Source organism: Nocardia sp. NPDC019323 (assembly GCF_044389845.1).
Taxonomy (GTDB): Bacteria; Actinomycetota; Actinomycetes; order Mycobacteriales; family Mycobacteriaceae; genus Nocardia; species Nocardia implantans.
Map to the genome: position 1 here is coordinate 560,356 of NZ_JBIRYN010000003.1, position 17,218 is coordinate 577,573.

Annotated in this window: 16 protein-coding genes; 12 read left to right on the plus strand and 4 right to left on the minus strand. The window is 69.2% G+C overall.

Features of this window, described 5'->3' with window-relative positions; genetic code table 11:
- Positions 1-284 precede the first annotated feature (284 nt).
- The 5 genes from ACH49X_RS15555 to ACH49X_RS15575 all read left to right on the plus strand — a co-directional run bounded on the left by ACH49X_RS15555 (position 285) and on the right by ACH49X_RS15575 (position 5,828).
- Positions 285-578 carry a hypothetical protein gene (locus ACH49X_RS15555; protein ID WP_195077704.1) on the plus strand — a complete coding sequence of 98 codons (294 nt, stop codon included), beginning with the start codon at positions 285-287 and terminating at the stop codon, positions 576-578.
- 218 nt (positions 579-796) lie between these two features.
- Complete coding sequence (locus ACH49X_RS15560; RefSeq protein WP_195077705.1) at positions 797-2,215, plus strand: DUF1254 domain-containing protein; 1,419 nt, start codon at positions 797-799, stop codon at positions 2,213-2,215.
- A 129-nt stretch (positions 2,216-2,344) separates the two neighbouring features.
- The gene (locus ACH49X_RS15565) at positions 2,345-3,745 is read left to right on the plus strand and encodes a DUF1254 domain-containing protein (RefSeq protein WP_357205277.1); all 1,401 of its coding nucleotides are present in this window, start codon (positions 2,345-2,347) and stop codon (positions 3,743-3,745) included.
- A 119-nt stretch (positions 3,746-3,864) separates the two neighbouring features.
- Positions 3,865-5,094, plus strand: a complete 1,230-nt coding sequence (locus ACH49X_RS15570) for a cytochrome P450 (RefSeq protein ID WP_195077938.1) — start codon at positions 3,865-3,867, stop codon at positions 5,092-5,094.
- Positions 5,095-5,102: 8 nt separating this feature from the next.
- A complete protein-coding gene (locus ACH49X_RS15575; protein ID WP_323123894.1) occupies positions 5,103-5,828 on the plus strand; it encodes a TetR/AcrR family transcriptional regulator in 726 nt (241 codons plus the stop codon).
- A gap of 7 nt (positions 5,829-5,835) precedes the next feature.
- On the opposite strand, the gene ACH49X_RS15580 is transcribed toward ACH49X_RS15575, so the two are convergent.
- A complete protein-coding gene (locus ACH49X_RS15580; protein WP_357205280.1) occupies positions 5,836-7,821 on the minus strand; it encodes a TerD family protein in 1,986 nt (661 codons plus the stop codon).
- 83 nt (positions 7,822-7,904) lie between these two features.
- Here ACH49X_RS15580 and ACH49X_RS15585 point away from each other — a divergent pair, with 83 nt between their 5' ends.
- Positions 7,905-8,402 (plus strand): hypothetical protein, encoded by a 498-nt coding sequence (locus ACH49X_RS15585; protein WP_195077708.1) that lies wholly within the window; start codon positions 7,905-7,907, stop codon positions 8,400-8,402.
- A gap of 13 nt (positions 8,403-8,415) precedes the next feature.
- On the opposite strand, the gene pabB is transcribed toward ACH49X_RS15585, so the two are convergent.
- Positions 8,416-10,638: an aminodeoxychorismate synthase component I gene (gene pabB / locus ACH49X_RS15590; RefSeq protein ID WP_195077709.1), complete on the minus strand. Its 2,223-nt coding sequence runs from the start codon at positions 10,636-10,638 to the stop codon at positions 8,416-8,418.
- An 89-nt stretch (positions 10,639-10,727) separates the two neighbouring features.
- Between pabB and ACH49X_RS15595 the strand changes: the two genes are divergently transcribed.
- The 3 genes from ACH49X_RS15595 (at position 10,728) to ACH49X_RS15605 (ending at position 13,664) form a co-directional block, all read left to right on the plus strand.
- The gene (locus ACH49X_RS15595) at positions 10,728-11,783 is read left to right on the plus strand and encodes a phosphotransferase family protein (protein ID WP_397070021.1); all 1,056 of its coding nucleotides are present in this window, start codon (positions 10,728-10,730) and stop codon (positions 11,781-11,783) included.
- Between the two features lie 74 nt (positions 11,784-11,857).
- Complete coding sequence (locus tag ACH49X_RS15600) at positions 11,858-12,388, plus strand: DinB family protein (RefSeq protein ID WP_357205282.1); 531 nt, start codon at positions 11,858-11,860, stop codon at positions 12,386-12,388.
- 145 nt (positions 12,389-12,533) lie between these two features.
- A complete protein-coding gene (locus tag ACH49X_RS15605) occupies positions 12,534-13,664 on the plus strand; it encodes an NDMA-dependent alcohol dehydrogenase (protein ID WP_067800980.1) in 1,131 nt (376 codons plus the stop codon).
- A gap of 6 nt (positions 13,665-13,670) precedes the next feature.
- On the opposite strand, the gene ACH49X_RS15610 is transcribed toward ACH49X_RS15605, so the two are convergent.
- Both ACH49X_RS15610 and ACH49X_RS15615 read right to left on the minus strand, forming a co-directional pair.
- Entirely contained in the window at positions 13,671-13,826 is a 156-nt protein-coding gene (locus ACH49X_RS15610) for a hypothetical protein (protein ID WP_195077712.1), read from the minus strand.
- Positions 13,827-14,011: 185 nt separating this feature from the next.
- Positions 14,012-15,205: a serine hydrolase domain-containing protein gene (locus ACH49X_RS15615; RefSeq protein ID WP_195077713.1), complete on the minus strand. Its 1,194-nt coding sequence runs from the start codon at positions 15,203-15,205 to the stop codon at positions 14,012-14,014.
- A gap of 42 nt (positions 15,206-15,247) precedes the next feature.
- Between ACH49X_RS15615 and ACH49X_RS15620 the strand changes: the two genes are divergently transcribed.
- The 3 genes from ACH49X_RS15620 (at position 15,248) to ACH49X_RS15630 (ending at position 17,047) form a co-directional block, all read left to right on the plus strand.
- Entirely contained in the window at positions 15,248-16,081 is an 834-nt protein-coding gene (locus tag ACH49X_RS15620; protein WP_195077714.1) for a serine hydrolase, read from the plus strand.
- Positions 16,082-16,176: 95 nt separating this feature from the next.
- Positions 16,177-16,710, plus strand: a complete 534-nt coding sequence (locus ACH49X_RS15625) for a DUF3145 domain-containing protein (protein WP_039796858.1) — start codon at positions 16,177-16,179, stop codon at positions 16,708-16,710.
- 115 nt (positions 16,711-16,825) lie between these two features.
- A complete protein-coding gene (locus ACH49X_RS15630; RefSeq protein WP_195077715.1) occupies positions 16,826-17,047 on the plus strand; it encodes a hypothetical protein in 222 nt (73 codons plus the stop codon).
- The last annotated feature ends 171 nt before the right edge of the window (positions 17,048-17,218 follow it).

Consider the following 17,218-nt stretch of genomic DNA (forward strand, 5'->3'; position numbering starts at 1 on the left):
GCAAGTGATTCGCTGAGAAGATCGTATCCGTTCGTTCGCCCCGACGCAGTCAGGTCCAAGCAGCGCAGGGAAGTTCGTGTTTCCCGCGCCATCGGCCGGGTAGCCGGACCTGTGAGCGTGCTGCCCGTTCCACCGCTGGGCGCGAACGTCGCACGCAGTGCGCGCACCGCGGCGGCGTCTGTGCCCGTATCCTGGTTCGTGGCCGAATTCATCGGTGGTCGAACGGCTTTCGCAAAGCGGCTGGTCGGCGGCAGGGTTGTATTCGAGCGTAGAGGGAGTAAACGGTGAGCATCATTCTGGCGTCGGTCGGCGATTCGTTCACGACGTTGGCGCAGATCGGCAATCCGACCCCGGAGGCGCCGCCCCTGGCGGACAAGCTCTTACAGTTCGTCCGGTACCTGACCTGGTTCGCTCTCGCGTCCGGCATCGTCAGCATCATCTACGCGGGCGGCAGATTCGCCTGGGAGAAGTGGAGCGGCGGCGGATTGCAGTCCCCGAAGATGATCGCCGGCGCGATGATCGGCGGAGTGGTGGCCACCAGCGCGGGCACCATCATGAACACCGTGCTCGAGTTCTGAGCGCGGGCGGTGCGGCCCTGCTTCTCGCGCGTTCGGCGGCGAACACGCGGTGAACGGGCCGCACCGGCCGTGATCGCGGGGGTCTGCCTCGGACCTCGTTGGAGCACGGTCGTCCACTTGGTCCGCGAAAGCCCTTCCAACCGCGGTTTCCGCCGTGAGTGCGGTCGTACTCCGGTGCGGATCTCGCGCTGCCGATAGGATCGGAGGCGGAGCGGATCATGGACGAGAGCACCGAGGACAAGCTCACGGTGTCGCGGCGCAGGGCGCTGGGCATCGCGGCGTCGGCGGTGGCCGCGCTCGGATCGGCGGCATGCGGCGGATCCGGGCAGGATCGCGCAACCGATTCCGCCCCTGGTGACGCCGCAACGATCGCCAAAGACGCCTACGTATTCGGCTACCCTCTGGTGTTGCTGGACGTCACCCGGATGGCGGCGGAGACGGTCACGCCGATCAACCGTTTCCAGCACGCGTCTGCGTTGCCCACCCCCGCGCAGCGCGACGTGGTGCGGCTGGACCGGGACACGCTGCGTTCGACCGCGTGGCTGGATGTGGCGAGCGAGCCGATGGTGCTGAGCGTGCCCGCGATGGACAGCGGACGGTTCTGGGTGGCCCAAGTGCTCGACGCCTGGACGAACAACGCGCACAACCCGAACAACCGTCGGCCGCAAGCGAAATCGGACCGGCCGCCGTACACCTATGTGGTGACCGGTCCGGGCTGGTCGGGTGCGCTGCCGGATGATCTCACGCCGTTGCCGATGCCGACGCCGACGGTGTGGTTGATCGTCCGGATCCAGGTCGACGGCGAGAACGATCTGCCCGTGGTGCGCTCGATCCAGCAGGGACTGCGGCTGGTGCCGTTGAGCGCCTGGGTGGCGGGCGCCGAGCCGCCCGCGCCCGCCGAGAGCGGGCAGGTGAGTGCGCAGCCGCCGCCCGAATGGGTCGCCGGGATGGACCCGAGGATGTTCTTCGACCGGATGTGCGCGTTGCTGTCGACCGACCCGCCCGCGCCTGGTGACGAGCCCGCGATGCGGCGCTTCGAGAAGATCGGCATCCGGCCGGGCGGTACGGTCCACGGCATCTCGGAGACCGAACTCACCGCGGCGGTGAACACCGCCAAGCAGCAGATCCCGGTGTACCTGGGCGCCCGGACGGTCAACGAGAACGGCTGGCTCGTCGACCCCGACGTCGGCAGGTTCGGCACCAACTACCTCCTGCGCGCCGCCGTCGCCCAGATCGCGCTCGGCGCAGGCCTGGCCGAGACCGCCTTCTATCCGACGCTGTTCGCCTCGACGGAAGCCGACGCGGGCGCGGGGCGGTTCCGGCTGCACTTCGCACCCGGCCAGTTGCCGCCAGTCGACGACTTCTGGTCGCTGACCGCCTATGACGCCGAGAGCTACCTGGTGCCCAACCCGGCTGGGATTTACGCGGTCGGCCATCCGGATCCGGTGGTGGTGAATCCGGACGGGTCCGCCGACATCGCGTTGCAGTACACCGACCCCGGCTCCGCCGTAGCCGCCGGGAACTGGCTGCCCATTCCTGAATCCGGGCAATTCTCGCTGACCCTGCGCCTGTACGCGCCGAAGGCGGAGGTCATCCAGGGGCGCTGGCGTCCGCCGCCGCTGTCGCCGGCGCGCTGATTTCGTGCATGGATGCCCGCGCTCGGCCGGTGAGGGGGACGCTCAGTCGGCTACCTGTCCGCAAACGTGCGGATATACTCCGGGACGGAGCTGACGCGGCGACCGATCGCATCGGAGGCGGACAGGATCATGGACGACTGGACCCACCGCGTTCCGGCGCTGTCACGGCGCGCCGTGCTCGGCATGGCGTCGGCGGCCGCGCTCGGTGTGGCGGCGTGTGGTGGTTCGTCCGAGGACGATTCGGCCCACCCGACCGTGACCGGCGACGCCGCGACGATCGCCAAAGACGCCTACGTGTTCGGCTTTCCGCTGGTGCTGATGGATGTCGCCCGCAGGACGTCCGAAGCGGCCACGCCGGTCAACCAGTTCCAGCACGCCACCTCGTTGCCCACCTCGGCCGAACGTGCCGTGGCGCGGCCGGACCCCGACACGCTGCACTCCACCGCGTGGCTGGATGTGGCGAGCGAGCCGATGGTGCTCAGCGTGCCCGCGATGGACGGCGGCCGGTTCTGGCTGGCCCAGGTGATGGATGCCTGGACGAACAATGTGCACGATCCCAGCGCCGTCCGGCCCCAGGCGCGGTCGGCGACGCCGCCGTACACCTACGTGGTGACCGGTCCGGGCTGGTCGGGTGCGCTGCCGGATGGTCTCACGCCGTTGCCGATGCCGACGCCGACGGTGTGGTTGATCGTCCGGATCCAGGTCGACGGCGAGAACGATCTGCCCGTGGTGCGCTCGATCCAGCAGGGACTGCGGCTGGTGCCGTTGAGCGCCTGGATGGCGGGCGCCGAGCCGCCCGTCGCGCCGCCCACGCGGGCGAGTGGGCAACGCCCGGTCGATCAGGTGCTGACGATGGATCCGCACGATTTCTTCGCGCGGATGTGCGGGTTGATGTCGACCGACCCGCCCGCGCCCGAGGACGAGCCCGCGATGCGGCGCTTCGAGAAGATCGGGATCCGGCCGGGCGGCTCGATCGAAGGCATCTCCGATGCCGATCTGACCGCCGCGGTGCGGACCGCTCAGCAGCAACTCCCGGTGACGCTGGGCCCGAATACGGTCAACGAGAACGGCTGGGTCTCCGACCTGGGTGCGGGCCGGTACGGCACCGACTATCTGCTGCGGGCGGTCACCGCGCTCGGCGCACCGGGCATGCCGTTGCCCCGGGACGCGCACTTCCTCTTCACGGCGGTGCCCGCGGGCGCGGGCCCGTTCCGGCTGCACTTCGCGGCGGGCGAGCTGCCGCCGGTGGACGCGTTCTGGGCGCTGGCCGTCTATGACGCCGAAGACTATCTGGTGCCCAACGAGGCCGAGGTCTACTCGGTCGGCCACCACGTGCCCGTCGTGCTCAATCCGGACGGTTCCCTCGACCTCACGCTGCAACAGCACGATCCCGGCCCCGGCGTTCCGAAGGGCAACTGGCTGCCGGTGCCGGAATCGGATCCGTTCTCGGCGAGCCTGGCGTTGTTCGAGCCGAAGGCGGCCGTCCTGCAGCGGCGCTGGCAGCCGCCGCCGCTGATCGCGCTGCGCTGAGCGCAAAAGTAAACGCGTTTTACTAAACGCTGTTCACGAACGGCGGTTCTGTGGTTGCATCTGTCTTGACCGTGTTCGTCAGGTCTGCGCCCAGACCGCCGTAGGAGTTAGCCGTGACCGTGACCACGCCCTCGATCCCGACGGGCTTCGACTTCACCGACCCCGACCTGCTCGCCACCCGCCTGCCCATCGAGGAGTTCGCCGAACTGCGCCGCACCGCCCCGGTGTGGTGGTGCGCCCAATCCGATCGGGCCAGCGGGTTCGACGACGGCGGTTACTGGGTCGTGTCCAAGCTCGCGCACATCAAGGAGATCTCGAAGAACCCCGAGGTGTTCTCCTCGCACGAGAACACCGCGATCATCCGGTTCAACGAGGAGACCACCCGCGAGCAGATCGACATGCTCGGCGACATGCTGCTGCTCAACCAGGACCCGCCCAAGCACACCAAGACCCGCCGCATCATCTCCAAGGGTTTCACCCCGCGAGCGGTGGAGAGCCTGCGTGCCGCGCTGACCGAACGCGCCGCGCGCATCGTGCACGAAGCCAAGAAGTCCGGCAGCGGCGACTTCGTCGAACAGGTCGCCTGCGAGCTGCCGTTGCAGGCCATCGCCGAGCTGATCGGCATCCCGCAGGAGGACCGCAAGAAGATCTTCGACTGGTCCAACCAGATGATCTCCTACGACGATCCCGAGTTCGAGGGCGACCACCACGCCGCCACCGCCGAAGTGATGGGGTACGCCTGGAACATGGCCGAGCAGCGGCGCGCCTGCCCGGCCGAGGACATCGTCACCCAGCTGGTCAACGCCGACATCGACGGTGAGCATCTCGGCTCCGACGAGTTCGCGTTCTTCGTCATCCTGCTGTCGGTGGCGGGCAACGAGACCACGCGCAACTCGATCACCCACGGCATGAAAGCGTTCGTGGACCACCCCGAGCAGTGGGAGATCTACCGGCAGCAGCGTCCGCGCACCGCGCCCGACGAGATCGTCCGGTGGGCCACGCCGGTCACCGCCTTCCAGCGCACCGCGACGCAGGACACCGTGCTCGGGGGCCAGGAGATCAAGAAGGGCCAGCGGCTCGGGTTGTTCTACAGTTCGGCCAATTTCGACGAGGAAGCGTTCGCGGATCCGTTCACCTTCGACGTGCTGCGCGACCCGAACCCGCACGTGGGCTTCGGCGGCACCGGCACGCATTACTGCGTCGGCGCGAACCTGGCCCGGTTGCAGATCGATCTGATGTTCAACGCCATCGCCGACGTGATGCCCAACCTGCGCCAGGTGTCCGAGCCGGTGCGGCTGCGGTCGGGCTGGCTGAACGGAATCAAGCGCTGGGAAGTCGAATACGCTTGAATCGATCGGTGCAACAGTCCAAACCCCGGGGCCGCTCGCCGGTGGTGACCGACACCGATATCCGGCGGGTGGCCAGCGCGCTGCTGGTGCAGCGCGGGCCCGACGCGGTCACCCTGCGCGCCATCGCACGGGAACTCGGTGTCACCGCGCCGGCGCTGTACCGGTACTACGGCTCGCTGGAAGACCTGCTGGAGCGGCTGCGGCTGGACTTCTGCGCCGACTTGGCCGAGGAACTGACGGCGGAGATCGCCACGCTGCCCGATGACGGCGCCGCGCAGTTCTTCGCCATCTGCCGTGGGTTCCGGCGCTGGGCGCTGACGCACACCAGGGAGTTCACCTTGGTGTTCGCCTCGCCCGGCGCGGGCAGGGCCCGCGCGCTGCGCCGCTTCGACGAGCCATTCGGTCGGGTCTTCCTGGCCGCGGCGGGCAGGCTGCTGGCGAACTACGACATCGTCACGCCCCCCACCGACGTCATCCCGCCGGAGTTGCGCGAGGATCTGGTGCACTTCCAGACCGAACTGCTGGCTGCGCTGTCGGAGTCGGGCCAGAAGTTCCCCGCCGAGAAGCTGGACCTCGGGGTGACGTACTTGATGATCCAGATCTGGGCGCGGCTCTACGGCCATGTCACGCTCGAGGTGTTCGGCAACTATCCGATCCCGCTGGACAATCCGGAGATCCTGTTCGACGCGATGCTCGCCGATCTGGGCCGCACCGCGGGCCTGCTCGGCGAGTGACACCGGGCTAGATGCGGGCCCCTTTGGCCCGGTTGCAGGCGCGGCACAGGATCTGGAGGTTGGCGGCGCTGGTGGCGCCGCCGCGGCTGAGCGGGATGATGTGGTCGAACTCCAGGTAGTGTCCGTCGCCGCATTCGACGCAGCGGCCGCCGTCGCGCTGCCACACCTGCGCCTTCACCTCTTGCGGGATGCTGCGGGTGTCGCGCTGACCGGGCGTGAGGACGAGACGTTTGGCCACGCGCAGCGCGCCTTCCAGCGCGGCCGAGACGTAATCCGGATCGTCGACGGCGAAGGTCGCGCCGCCGCGCGCCGACGTGGCCGCGATCACCACCGTCCCCTGTTCCGCGTGCACGGAAACCACTCGCGACCACAGCATCTCGATGCCGGTGTCGGCGCCGACGAACCGCAGCTTCTTGTTGCTTCCGATCAGCCTGCCCTCGGTCAGCTTCGGCCCGCGCGCGAGCTGCCGCACGTGCGTCGCGGGCAGGTCGAGGTGCACCGTCTCCTCGGGGTCCAGGTGCAGACCGGGTGTGCGGACGATCGGCAGATCGCCCGTGCGCAGCCGGTAGAGGGTGTTGCCGCGATGCATCCGCCTGCGCAGGTCTTCGATGAGCGGTCCGCCGAGGGCGAGTTCGGTGACCGCGTGCTCGAACAGCTCCAATTCCGCGTGCCTGACCTCACCGTCGGCGAAGGCGAAGGTGACCAGCCGCTCCACGTAACTGAGCGCCGCGTCGCGCAAGGCCGCGCGGCCCGCTCCGGCGTCGATGCGCTGGTAACGCAACGACGCCCACACTTCCGCCCACTCGGGGCCGCGCGGCCCGTGACCGGTGAGCACCCGCCACGCCCGGGTATGCCAGTGCACGAGGAACTCCTCGATCTCCTGGGCACACCTCTGGCACGGCGCGAACCCGCCGAAGAACTTGCGTCGCAGCGCGTTTCCGCAGCGGGCGCAATGGCGATCGCCGGGCGGTGGCCGTAGACAGCGGTCCTCGGTCCATGCTGTGCCGTCCCACCAGCGCATGACCTGCGGGTTGTCCGGCTCGGGGTGCCAGTCCGCGAGCTCGGGCCGCGGGGGCGGGGGAGCGAGGGGCGCGGCGTCGCGGCTGTGCCGGTGGAGGTCGACCACGCGGTGGGTGTGCCGCGGCAGGGGAGAGGTGTCCACGCGGTCGAGCACTTCGGTGTGCGACCGGGCAGGGGTGTCGATATCCGGGCGTACCTCGGTTGCTTCCAGCCGCCCGGCCGGGTCGTCGGCGCGGAGGCGCTCACGCGGGGCCGGTGCGTTCTCGGCGCTGTCGGTTCGCTCCGTATCTTCGGGAGATCGCCCGTTTCGCGGAGGTTGACCGGAGGGCAGCGATCCGTGCGCGAATCGTCGGGCCGGTTCGGTGGATTCTGTCCTGTTCGACGAAAGCCGCTCCTGCGCAGAGGTATTCACAGCCGGGCGGCGCACCCGGAACGGGTTGGTGGGATGGGTGGTGCGGGCCGGCGCCTCGGGGTCGTTGACCTGGACGCCGAACTCGGTGACCAACCCGGCCAGTCCGCTGGACCAGCCCTGCCCGATCGCGCGGAAACGCCACTGCCTGTCACGGCGGTAGAACTCGCCGAACATCAGCGCTTGCACCGCGCCGGCGTCATCGATCTCGAACGTCACCACCGCCCCGTCGACCGAGTGCACCGCGACGGTGAGCCCGTGGATGTCGCCGAAAGTGGCGTCCTCCACCGAGCCGGAGACCACGATGCGCTCGACGTCGGCTTCGGTGCGCGGCAGCGAGACGCTCAGCCGCGCGGTGCCCGGCGCGGGTTCCTGATCGAGGGTGACCGCCTGGGACACGTGCCGCGGCGCGTTGTAGAACACCAGGTCGCGGTCGGAGCGCACCGAGCCGGAGGCGTCCAGCAGCAAGGCGTGCGCGTCCACCGCGTGCTCCGATCGCCATGAAACAACTACGGCTAGAAGGGATGTCGGTACCGCTGCGTTCGCGCCCTTGCTGAGTTTCATGGTGCTCGCACTATGCCACGACCCTCCGACACGCCGAACGCGCGAGGGCGGTCCTTCGGCGGGGCGTGCGGCACAGTGTTCCCATGACGAGCCCGAAGCGCCCGGGTCGTAAGCCGCAGACCCCCAAGCTCCCCGGCGGGCGTGTGCCCGGTCCCGCCGATGTCCTCGCCGCCGCGCAGGCTGCGGTCGAAGCGGCGCAGACGGCCGCGGGCCAGGCGCTGGAAGCCGCCCAGCTGACCGCGACGTCGGCGTTCGACACGGCGGTGCGGCTGCCGCCCGCGTCGGCGCAGCTGGCCGCGCAACTGCCCGGCCTGATCGAGAACCTGTCCACCGCGATCGAGCGGCTCAACTCCACCATCGACCGGCTCGACCGCACCTTGGCCCTGGCCGATCCGGCCTTCGCCGCTTATGACCGGCTGCTGCCCCGGCTGGAGGCGATGATCTCGCTCGGTGAGGACGTGCTCGGGCGGTTGGCGAAGCTGCCCGGCGTGGCCTTGCTCGGCAAGCTGACCGGCCTCAGCGCGCCGGAGCCACCCGCCGACGAGCCGCCCCGGCGGAAGCCGGCCAGGCGGCGCAAATAGTCGAATCCAGCGCTCAGCGGTGCGCGGGGTCGGCGGCCGCGCGCAACGTGGCGGCCGCCTTGAGCAGCACCTCGTGATACTCGTCTGCCGGGTCGGAGTCGAGCACGATGGCGCCGCCCGCGCCGATCCGCCAGCGTCCGCCGTAGCGGACGGCGGTGCGGATCACGATGTTCAGGTCGGCGGTGCCCCCGAGCCCGAGGAAGCCGATAGTGCCCGAATAGACCCCGCGCGCTTCGGTTTCCAGTTCGTCGATGATCTCCATGGTGCGCAGCTTCGGCGCGCCGGTCATCGATCCACCAGGAAAGCAGGCCCGCAGGCAGTCGACCGCGCCGACCTCGGGCCGCAGTTTGCCGCGCACCGTCGACACCAGTTGGTGCACGGTCGCGTACTGCTCGGTGACCATCAGTTTCGGGACGTACACACTGCCGATCTCGCAGACCCGGCCCAGATCGTTGCGCAGCAGATCCACGATCATGAGGTTTTCCGCCCTGGTCTTCGGGCTGTCGGCCAGCTCCCGGCGCAGGCGCTCGTCCTGCTCCTGCGTCGCGCCGCGCGGCGCGGTCCCCTTGATCGGCTTGCTCTCCACGATGCGGCGGCGGTCGATCTTGAGGAAGCGCTCCGGTGACGAGCAGGCGATGTCGAGATCGTCGAAACGCAGGTAGGCGGCATACGGGGCGGGGTTGCACCGGCGCAGCGTGCGGTAGAAGTCGAGGCCGTCGGCCGCGGCGGCGGGGATGGTGGCGCTGTCGGTCAGGTTGATCTCGTAGGACTCGCCTGCGTGCAGTCGCTGCAGGCAGACCGCGATGTCGGCCAGATAGCGCTCCCGGCCGCGGGTGAGCAGTGGCGCGACGGCGTCACCGTCCGGTGGCAGTTCGAGGGGCGGCGGGTTCGTCCAGGTCGGAAGGGTGTCGAGGGTTTCGCGGGTGTCGCGCAGCCAGTCGGCGGCCGACCGGGCGGTCTCCCCGTCGTCGCTCAGCGCCAGCAGATGCGTCCGGCCGCCGACGTGGTCGACCACCACCATCCGGTCGGCGAAGATCCACTGCGCGTCCGGAGTCGGCGCGCGATGCGCCATGTTCCCGCCGCAGTCGGCTTTGACCTCGTAGCCGAGATAGCCGACGTAGCCGCCGGCGAAATCGAAGGGCAGATCCGGCAGTTCGAGCTTGCGCGCGCGCAGCTCGGCGGCCAGGAACTCGAGAATGCCGCCGGGTGCGGTGCGCCGATGCCCGTCCGACGACTCCACGGTCACCGCGCCGTCGCCGACGCGGTAGCGCAGCACCTCGGCCAGCGGACCGCTCGCGTCGCCCAGGAAGGAGAAGCGGTCGGCGCCCGGTTCGACGTGTTCGCTGTCGAGCCAGAACGCGGTCGGGGAGTTGGCGTACAGCTGCACGAACGCGCTCTCGGTATCGATCGGCCGTTCGAGGACGGCCCGTTGCAGCCGGAAGGTCCGCGGGGCCGGGGCATAGGCGCGAACCGCGCGCCCGGCGGGACGCTCGAGTTCGGCCGCCCCGGCGGGGAACTGCTCGGCGGCCAGCGGCACGGGCGAGTCCCCGGTGCGGGCGGCGGTGAGCGGGCGGCCCTGGGCAACCGGCTCCGCGCCGAACGCCTCTCCCGCGTCGATCGACGGGCTCGGCGCGGGCGAGGCGCGCCCGCTCCGGTGCGCTGTGGTGAGTCTCGCGAAGTTGCGCAGCAGGGCCGCGCCGAACTCGCTGGCGATCGATTCCGGGTGGAACTGCACACCCCATTGCGGTCGCGTGCGATGCCGCACGCCCATCACGACGCCGTCACCCGACAGCGCGGTGACCTCGAGGTCGTCGGGCAGCGGCCGCAGCGCGCACAGCGAGTGATACCGCACGGCGGTGAAACCCTGCGGAACCCCGGCGAACAGATCCCGGCCGTCGTGCTCGATGCGATCGAGGTAACCGTGCCGAGCGGAAGGCGCTTCGGCCACCACGCCGCCCGCGGCGACCACGATCCCTTGATGGCCCAGGCACACGCCGAGCAGCGGCAGGTCGCTGTCCCGGATCACCGCCGCGGAGATCCCTACGTCGCGGGCCACGTCCGGCCGCCCCGGCCCCGGCGAGACGACGACGTTGTCGTAGCGTCGGAGACCGAGTTCGGCGACCGTGCGCGCCTCGTCGTTGCGCACGACCGTGGGCTCGACGCCGTTCACCTCGCTGATCAGCTGGTACAGGTTGTAGGTGAACGAGTCGTAGTTGTCGATCAACAGCGTGCGCATGGTGCTGGAAACCCTACGCCGCGCCGGTCGGGGCAAACTGTTGTCGTCTGCCTTCAGTTCGGGTCGGCGGGTGGTGCACAATGTGGTGCATGTCTGTTGCGCAACCGGTCGATGTGGATCCCGCCGTCGTCGACTTCGCCGTCGTCGGAAAGTGGATGGATGAGCAGGGTCTGTCCGGGGGTGAGTTCGAGGACGTGACCGCGCTGGGCGGCGGGACGCAGAACATCATGCTCCGCTTCACCCGCGGCGGCCGGACCTACGTGCTGCGGCGCGGACCGAAACATCTGCGCGCCAAGAGCAACGACGTGATCCGGCGGGAAGCCAGGCTGCTCGGCGCGCTGGGCGACACCGAGGTCAGCGCGCCAAGGGTGATCGCGGCCTGCACCGACGAGTCGGTGCTCGGCGCGGTGTTCTACCTGATGGAGCCGATCCACGGCTTCAATCCGCAGAACGAACTGCCGGAACCGCATGCGAGCGATCCGGAGATCCGCAGGCAGATGGGCCTGTCGGCGGTCGAGGCCATCGCGCGTCTGGGCGCGCTGGACTACCAGGCGCTCGGGTTGGCCGATTACGGCAAGCCGGAAGGTTTCCTGGAACGCCAGGTGCCGCGCTGGCTGGGTGAACTCGAGTCCTACTCGGCCAACGAGGGCTACCCCGGCCCCGAGATCCCCGGCGTGGCCGCGGTGGGCGAGTGGCTGGACCGCAATCGCCCCGCCCAGTGGACCCCCGGCATCCTGCACGGCGACTGCCATCTGGCCAACATGATGTTCTCCTTCGACGGACCGCAGGTGGCGGCGATGGTCGACTGGGAGATGTCGACCATCGGCGACCCACTGTTGGATCTGGGCTGGCAGATCGCCACCCGTCCGGAGCCGGGCACCACCGGTGCGGCGCTGGTCGGCAAGCTCGGCGCGGTCGGCGGGCTGCCGACGGCCGAGCAGATGATCGAGCACTACGCGCGGTTCTCCGATCGCGACCTGACCGCCATGCCCTGGTACACCGTGCTGGCCTGCTTCAAGCTCGGCATCGTCCTGGAGGGCACGCATGCCCGCGCGTTCGCGGGTAAGGCCCCCAAGCAGGTCGGCGACTTCCTGCACGCGATCACGCTGGAACTGTTCGAACGGGCGCAGCGGCTGATGGAGTGACGCTGTCGGGATGTGCCCGATAGTTGACCGGATATCGGTGGAAGGCGCGATACGGCCGCGCCTAGGTTGAGCGCATGCCGATCGTTCCCGATGTCAAGGACTGGACCTGGGTGCTCGAGCGCCCTTGCCCGGAATGCGGTTTCGACGCCGCCGCGACCACCTACGAAGCCGTGCCCGCCCTGATCCGGGCGACGGCTGTCCGCTTCGCCGCGGTGCTCGACCGCCCCGGCGTACGCGTGCGGCCGGATGAATCGACCTGGTCGGCTCTGGAATACGGCGCGCACGTGCGTGACGTGTGCCGTATGTCCGACACTCGCCTCGGCCTGATGCTGGCCGGTGACCCCGACGGCGAGCCGCCGCGCTTCCAGAACTGGGATCAGGACGCGGCCGCGGAAGCCGACCGCTACAACGAGCAGGACCCGGCCCGGGTGGCCGAGGAGTTCGCCGAGGCCGCCGAGCGGGCTGCGCGGTCTTTCGCCTCGGTGCCGCGCGAGCGGCGCGGTCTGCGGGGTGCGCGCGGTGACGGAGCGGAGTTCACCGTGGAGTCGTTCGCCCGGTACATCCTGCACGATCTGGTGCACCACGTGCACGACGTGCGCGGCTGAAACGCATCGCGGAACTGTAACGCGTTCGGCTAGAAGGTCACGCTCTACCGACGAATTTTTCGACCGACACTAGAACGCGTTACATTTTTCTCGTACTGTGGGTGCAGTCACATATAAGCACGTGCATGCGAGAGGGTCGACAGGAATGAAGACGAAGGGCGCGATCCTGTGGGGGATCGACCAGCCGTGGTCGGTGGAGGAGATCGAGGTCGGTGACCCGGTCGCCGGTGAGGTGCAGATCCGGATGGAAACCGCCGGTATGTGCCACTCCGACCACCACATCGTGACCGGAGCGACCCCGATGCCGTCCTTCCCCGTCATGGGCGGGCACGAAGGCGCGGGCGTGATCACCAAGCTCGGCCCGAACTGCCCGGCCGATTTGCAGGTCGGTGACCACGTGATCCTGTCGTTCATCCCCGCCTGCGGCCGCTGTCCGGCTTGCGTGGCAGGACATATGGCGCTGTGCGATCTGGGCGCCGGTCTGCTGATGGGACAGGCGATCAGCGATGGCACCTACCGCATCCAGGCCCGTGGCGAGAACGTCATCCCGATGTGCCTGCTGGGCACCTTCGCGCCGTACATGACGGTGCACCACACCTCCGTGGTGAAGATCGATCCGAGCATCCCCTTCGAGGTGGCCTGCCTGGTCGGCTGCGGCGTTCCCACCGGTTTCGGCTCCTCCACCCACGTCGCCCAGGTCGCTCCCGGCGAGACCGTGGTCATCGCGGGCATCGGCGGCGTCGGCATGAGCGCCTTGCAGGGCGCGGTGCTGTCCGGCGCGTCGAAGGTGGTGGCGATCGATCCGAATCCGTGGAAGCGCGAGCAGGCGCAGAAGTTCGGCGCCACGCACACCTACGAGAGCATGGCCGCCGCGATCATGCCGCTGATGGAGGCCACCGAGGGCCGGATGGCCGAGAAGGTCATCCTGACCATGGGTGAGATGCACGGCGAGTACATCGAAGAGGGCCTGATCCTCACCTCGAAGGCGGGCACCCTGGTGGTCACCTCGATGGGCCGGATGGACGAGAACGACGTCAAGCTGAACAGCTTCCTGCTGTCGATGCTGCAGAAGACGGTGAAGGGTTGCATCTTCGGTGGCGGCAACGCCCGCCAGGACGCGCCGCGCCTGCTGTCGCTGTACAAGTCCGGCCAGCTGAACCTGGACGACATGGTCACCCGCAGCTACTCCCTGGAGGAGATCAACCAGGGCTACCAGGACATGCTCGACGGCAAGAACATCCGCGGGATCATCAAGTACACCGAAGCCGACTGGTAGAGCGCCTCACCGCCGCTCGGCGAGCGCGATGACGACGCGTGCGATCAGCTCGTACGGCACCGGTTCGCCGAGCCGGAACCGCAGCGTTCCCTTGCCCGCCCGGTACGGCCCGAGCTCGCGGGCCAACGCGGGATCGCCGTCCGGGACCGGGTGGAGGCTCACATGCTGCTTCCACCCCGCGAAGTGCACGATATCGCGGCCGTGCGCCGGAAGGTGAGAATGCCGTAGCTCATCGCCTAGGTGGCTTCGTGCAGCGCGGTCGGTAACCGATCTGCCTTCGCAGGCATGGGTCTCGCGAGTGTAGGCAGCACCGGTGCGGGCGTCGTGGAAGGCTCGGCGCGGCGGGCTCAGATCCGGCAGCGCAGCAGCGCTTCGCGGAGGTTGCGGCTGCGGACGTCGTCGAGGACCGCCAGACCGAGCCGGTTCATCGTGTACCCGAAGCCGAGCCCCGTCGCGGGATCGGCGAACCCGAACGAGCCGCCGAGTCCCGTGGTGCCGTAGGCGCGTTTGTCCGAGCCGAAGCGAAAGCTCCCGCGCGACTTGCGGAAGCCGAGGTGGTAGCGGCTCTTGGTGTGCAGCACCAGGTCCTCGGCAGGCACATCGTCGGCGGTATCGGCCGCGGCGAGCCGGTCCAGCAGTGCGTCATCGATCGGCAGCGCGCCGGTGCGACCGGCAGCCGCGCCGTAGACCTTCGCCAGCGCGCGGGCGTTGCCGACGCCATTGGAGCCGGGCAGTTCCACTTCCAGGAACTCGCGCCGGGTCGCCCGCGCCGGCGCTCCGCAGCGCGGGTTGGTCAGCGCCGCGTAGGACAGACCGCGTTCGGCGTAGATCTCCGCGCCGATGCGCAGCGGGATATCGCGTTCGTAGCGCAGCACGTCCAGCCCCCGGGTGGCCGACATCGTGGCGATGCGGTCCATGCTCTGCTCCGCGGGCAGGCCGATGAAGAAATCGGCGCCCAGCGGTGCGGCGATGTCCTCGGCGAAGATCCGCCCCAGCGTGCGGCGGCCGTGGTCGACCCGGCGCAGCAGTTCGCCCTGGTACAGGCCGAGAGTGATGGCGTGATACCCGTGCCTGGTGCCGGGCCGCCAAGCCGGTTTCTGCGCCGCCAGAATGGTCGCGAGGCCATCGAGGTCGGCGATCTGGGGCAGACGCACGGTCTGGCTGAGGCCGGACAACCCGGCCTGATGGTCGATCAGCTGACGCACGGTGACCGTTTCCTTGCCGTTGGCGGCGAACTCCGGCCAGTACTTCGCCACCGGCTGCTCGTAGTCGAGCAGGCCTTCGGCCACCGCGGCGGCGACGGTGAACGCCGCCATGCCTTTGGTCGAGGAGAACACCGGCACGATCGTGTCCCGCTCCCACGGGAGCGTGCGCTCGCGATCGCGGAACCCGGCCCACAGATCCACCACGGGGCGCTCGCCCGCGTAGACCGCGACAGCAGCGCCGATTTCGCCGTGGCGCTCGAAATTGCGGCGGAAGGCGTCGGCGACCGGTTCGAAGCCGGGCGCGACGTCTCCGTGAACAGTGGGCGTTTCACTCATGGTGAATGGATGGTAGCTATCCGGTTCTCGTAGGCTCGCAGGGTGCGTTCACTCGAGCAGATCCGGGAATGGCCGGTCCGGCACGCGGCGGCCGCGGTGGTCACCGCCGACGGCGGTGTCGCGAGCGAAGGTGATGTGCAGCGGGTGTTCCCGCTCGCGTCGGTGACCAAGCCGCTGGTGGCCTACGCGGTGCTGGTCGCGGTGGAGGAGGGCGCGGTCGAACTCGACCAGCCCGCGGGCCCGCCCGGAGCCACGGTGCGTCATCTGCTGGCGCACACGTCCGGACTCGCGTTCGATACCACCGACGTCCAGGCCCCGCCAGGAACCCGGCGGATCTACTCCAGTTCGGGTTTCGAGGTGCTCGCCGACTTCGTCACCGCCCAGACCGGGATCGCGTTCGACGAGTACCTGCGCGACGCGGTGTTCCGGCCGCTGGGCATGACCGCTTCGGTGCTGACCGGTCCGGCCGGGCACGCCGCGCGGTCTTCCGCGGCGGATCTGGCCCGTTTCGCCGCCGAATTGCTCCGTCCCCAGCTGATCTCGGCGCAGACGCACGCCGAGGCCACCTCGGTGCAGTTCCCCGGCATGAACGGCGTGCTGCCCGGTTACGGTTCGCAGCGCCCGAACGACTGGGGACTGGGCTTCGAGATCCGCGACGGCAAGACGCCGCACTGGACCGGTGGCACGAATTCGCCACAAACCTATGGACATTTCGGCCAATCCGGGACATTTTTATGGGTTGACCCGAGCACGGGGTTGGCGTGTCTCGCGTTGAGCGACGAGAATTTCGGCGACTGGGCGCGCGCGGCCTGGCCACCGCTGAGCGATGCCGTCATCGCGGAGGCGACCGCCACGCGCAACACGGTCACGAAGTAACACGTGTAACTTCGGGCACTCCAGTACACTCAGGCAACGCCAGTTCGACGAATCGTTGGGGAAGACGTTCCTCGTCGAAGCTGGAGGTGTTGGTGGTGCGCGCATCGAGTCAGTTCGCGGACGCGACGGCGGGTGTGGTCTACATCCACTCGTCGCCTGCCGCGCTGTGCCCGCATGTCGAGTGGGCGCTCACCTCGGCCCTCGGCGCCCCCGCGAAACTGCGCTGGACCGCCCAACCGGCCGACGGCCAACTGCGCGCCACCAGTGAGTGGATCGGCCCCGTCGGCACCGCGTCGAAGATCGCCCAATCTTTGCGCTCCTGGCCGGTTCTGCGCTTCGAGGTCACCGAGGACCCCAGCGACGGCGTGGACGGCGAGCGCTACAGCTTCGTCCCCGGCCTCGGTCTGTGGCACGGCTCCACGAGCGCCAACGGCGACGTCATGATCGGCGAGATGCGCCTGCGCGCGATGCTCCAGGCCACCCGCGAACTCGGCAAGTACTCCGCCTACGACCTGGCCGCCGAAATCGACCGCGCCCTCGGCACGGCCTGGGACGAGGACCTCGAAATCTACCGGTACGGAACGGAATCCGGCGCGGAGGTCACCTGGCTGCGCCGGGACGTGGGGTAGGGCTCGCGGCTCCGGGAGCCACCGGAATTGGCGGCTGCCCGGGATCCGACGACGGACGTAGGGTGGTCACGCGGTCGGGGCCGAGAGCGAGGAGTCGACCATGAAACATGCCGGTATGCGGATCATCGCCGCAGCGACGATTGCCCTGACGGCCGCGACAGCCGTCCCAGCGACGGCCACCGCCGAGATCAGCGCCGAACCGGTAGCGGCAGCAGTGGAGATTCCCCCAGGCATCGTCGACGCGGTTCGAGGCGCGATCGCGAGCGTGTTGTTCTTCGGCATAGTCGGCCTGTGCGTGGCGCGCGTCCTCCCCGCCGACCAGTGCCATCTGTTCTGAGGGGCTGAAGTTGCGAGCCGTGCGAACCGACAGCGCCGGGGATCATCCATTCGGCCGGGTCCGGTAGCTCGTTGTCGCTGCATCGGTTTCGGGTCAAGCGCGTTCGGAGGGGGGACATCGGCGCACCGAGCAATGCGGACAGCTGGTCCTCGACACCGATGTAGTTGTGGT

What these genes read in the sequence shown, in the direction of transcription:
- ACH49X_RS15565 (WP_357205277.1), top strand. Translation starts at nt 2,345, where the DNA reads ATGGACGACTGGACCCACCGCGTTCCGGCGCTGTCACGGCGCGCCGTG.
- ACH49X_RS15595 (WP_397070021.1), top strand. Translation starts at nt 10,728, where the DNA reads ATGTCTGTTGCGCAACCGGTCGATGTGGATCCCGCCGTCGTCGACTTC.
- ACH49X_RS15600 (WP_357205282.1), top strand. Translation starts at nt 11,858, where the DNA reads ATGCCGATCGTTCCCGATGTCAAGGACTGGACCTGGGTGCTCGAGCGC.
- ACH49X_RS15560 (WP_195077705.1), top strand. Translation starts at nt 797, where the DNA reads ATGGACGAGAGCACCGAGGACAAGCTCACGGTGTCGCGGCGCAGGGCG.
- ACH49X_RS15585 (WP_195077708.1), top strand. Translation starts at nt 7,905, where the DNA reads ATGACGAGCCCGAAGCGCCCGGGTCGTAAGCCGCAGACCCCCAAGCTC.
- ACH49X_RS15615 (WP_195077713.1), bottom strand. Translation starts at nt 15,205, where the DNA reads ATGAGTGAAACGCCCACTGTTCACGGAGACGTCGCGCCCGGCTTCGAA.
- ACH49X_RS15580 (WP_357205280.1), bottom strand. Translation starts at nt 7,821, where the DNA reads ATGAAACTCAGCAAGGGCGCGAACGCAGCGGTACCGACATCCCTTCTA.
- ACH49X_RS15605 (WP_067800980.1), top strand. Translation starts at nt 12,534, where the DNA reads ATGAAGACGAAGGGCGCGATCCTGTGGGGGATCGACCAGCCGTGGTCG.
- pabB (WP_195077709.1), bottom strand. Translation starts at nt 10,638, where the DNA reads ATGCGCACGCTGTTGATCGACAACTACGACTCGTTCACCTACAACCTG.
- ACH49X_RS15630 (WP_195077715.1), top strand. Translation starts at nt 16,826, where the DNA reads ATGCGGATCATCGCCGCAGCGACGATTGCCCTGACGGCCGCGACAGCC.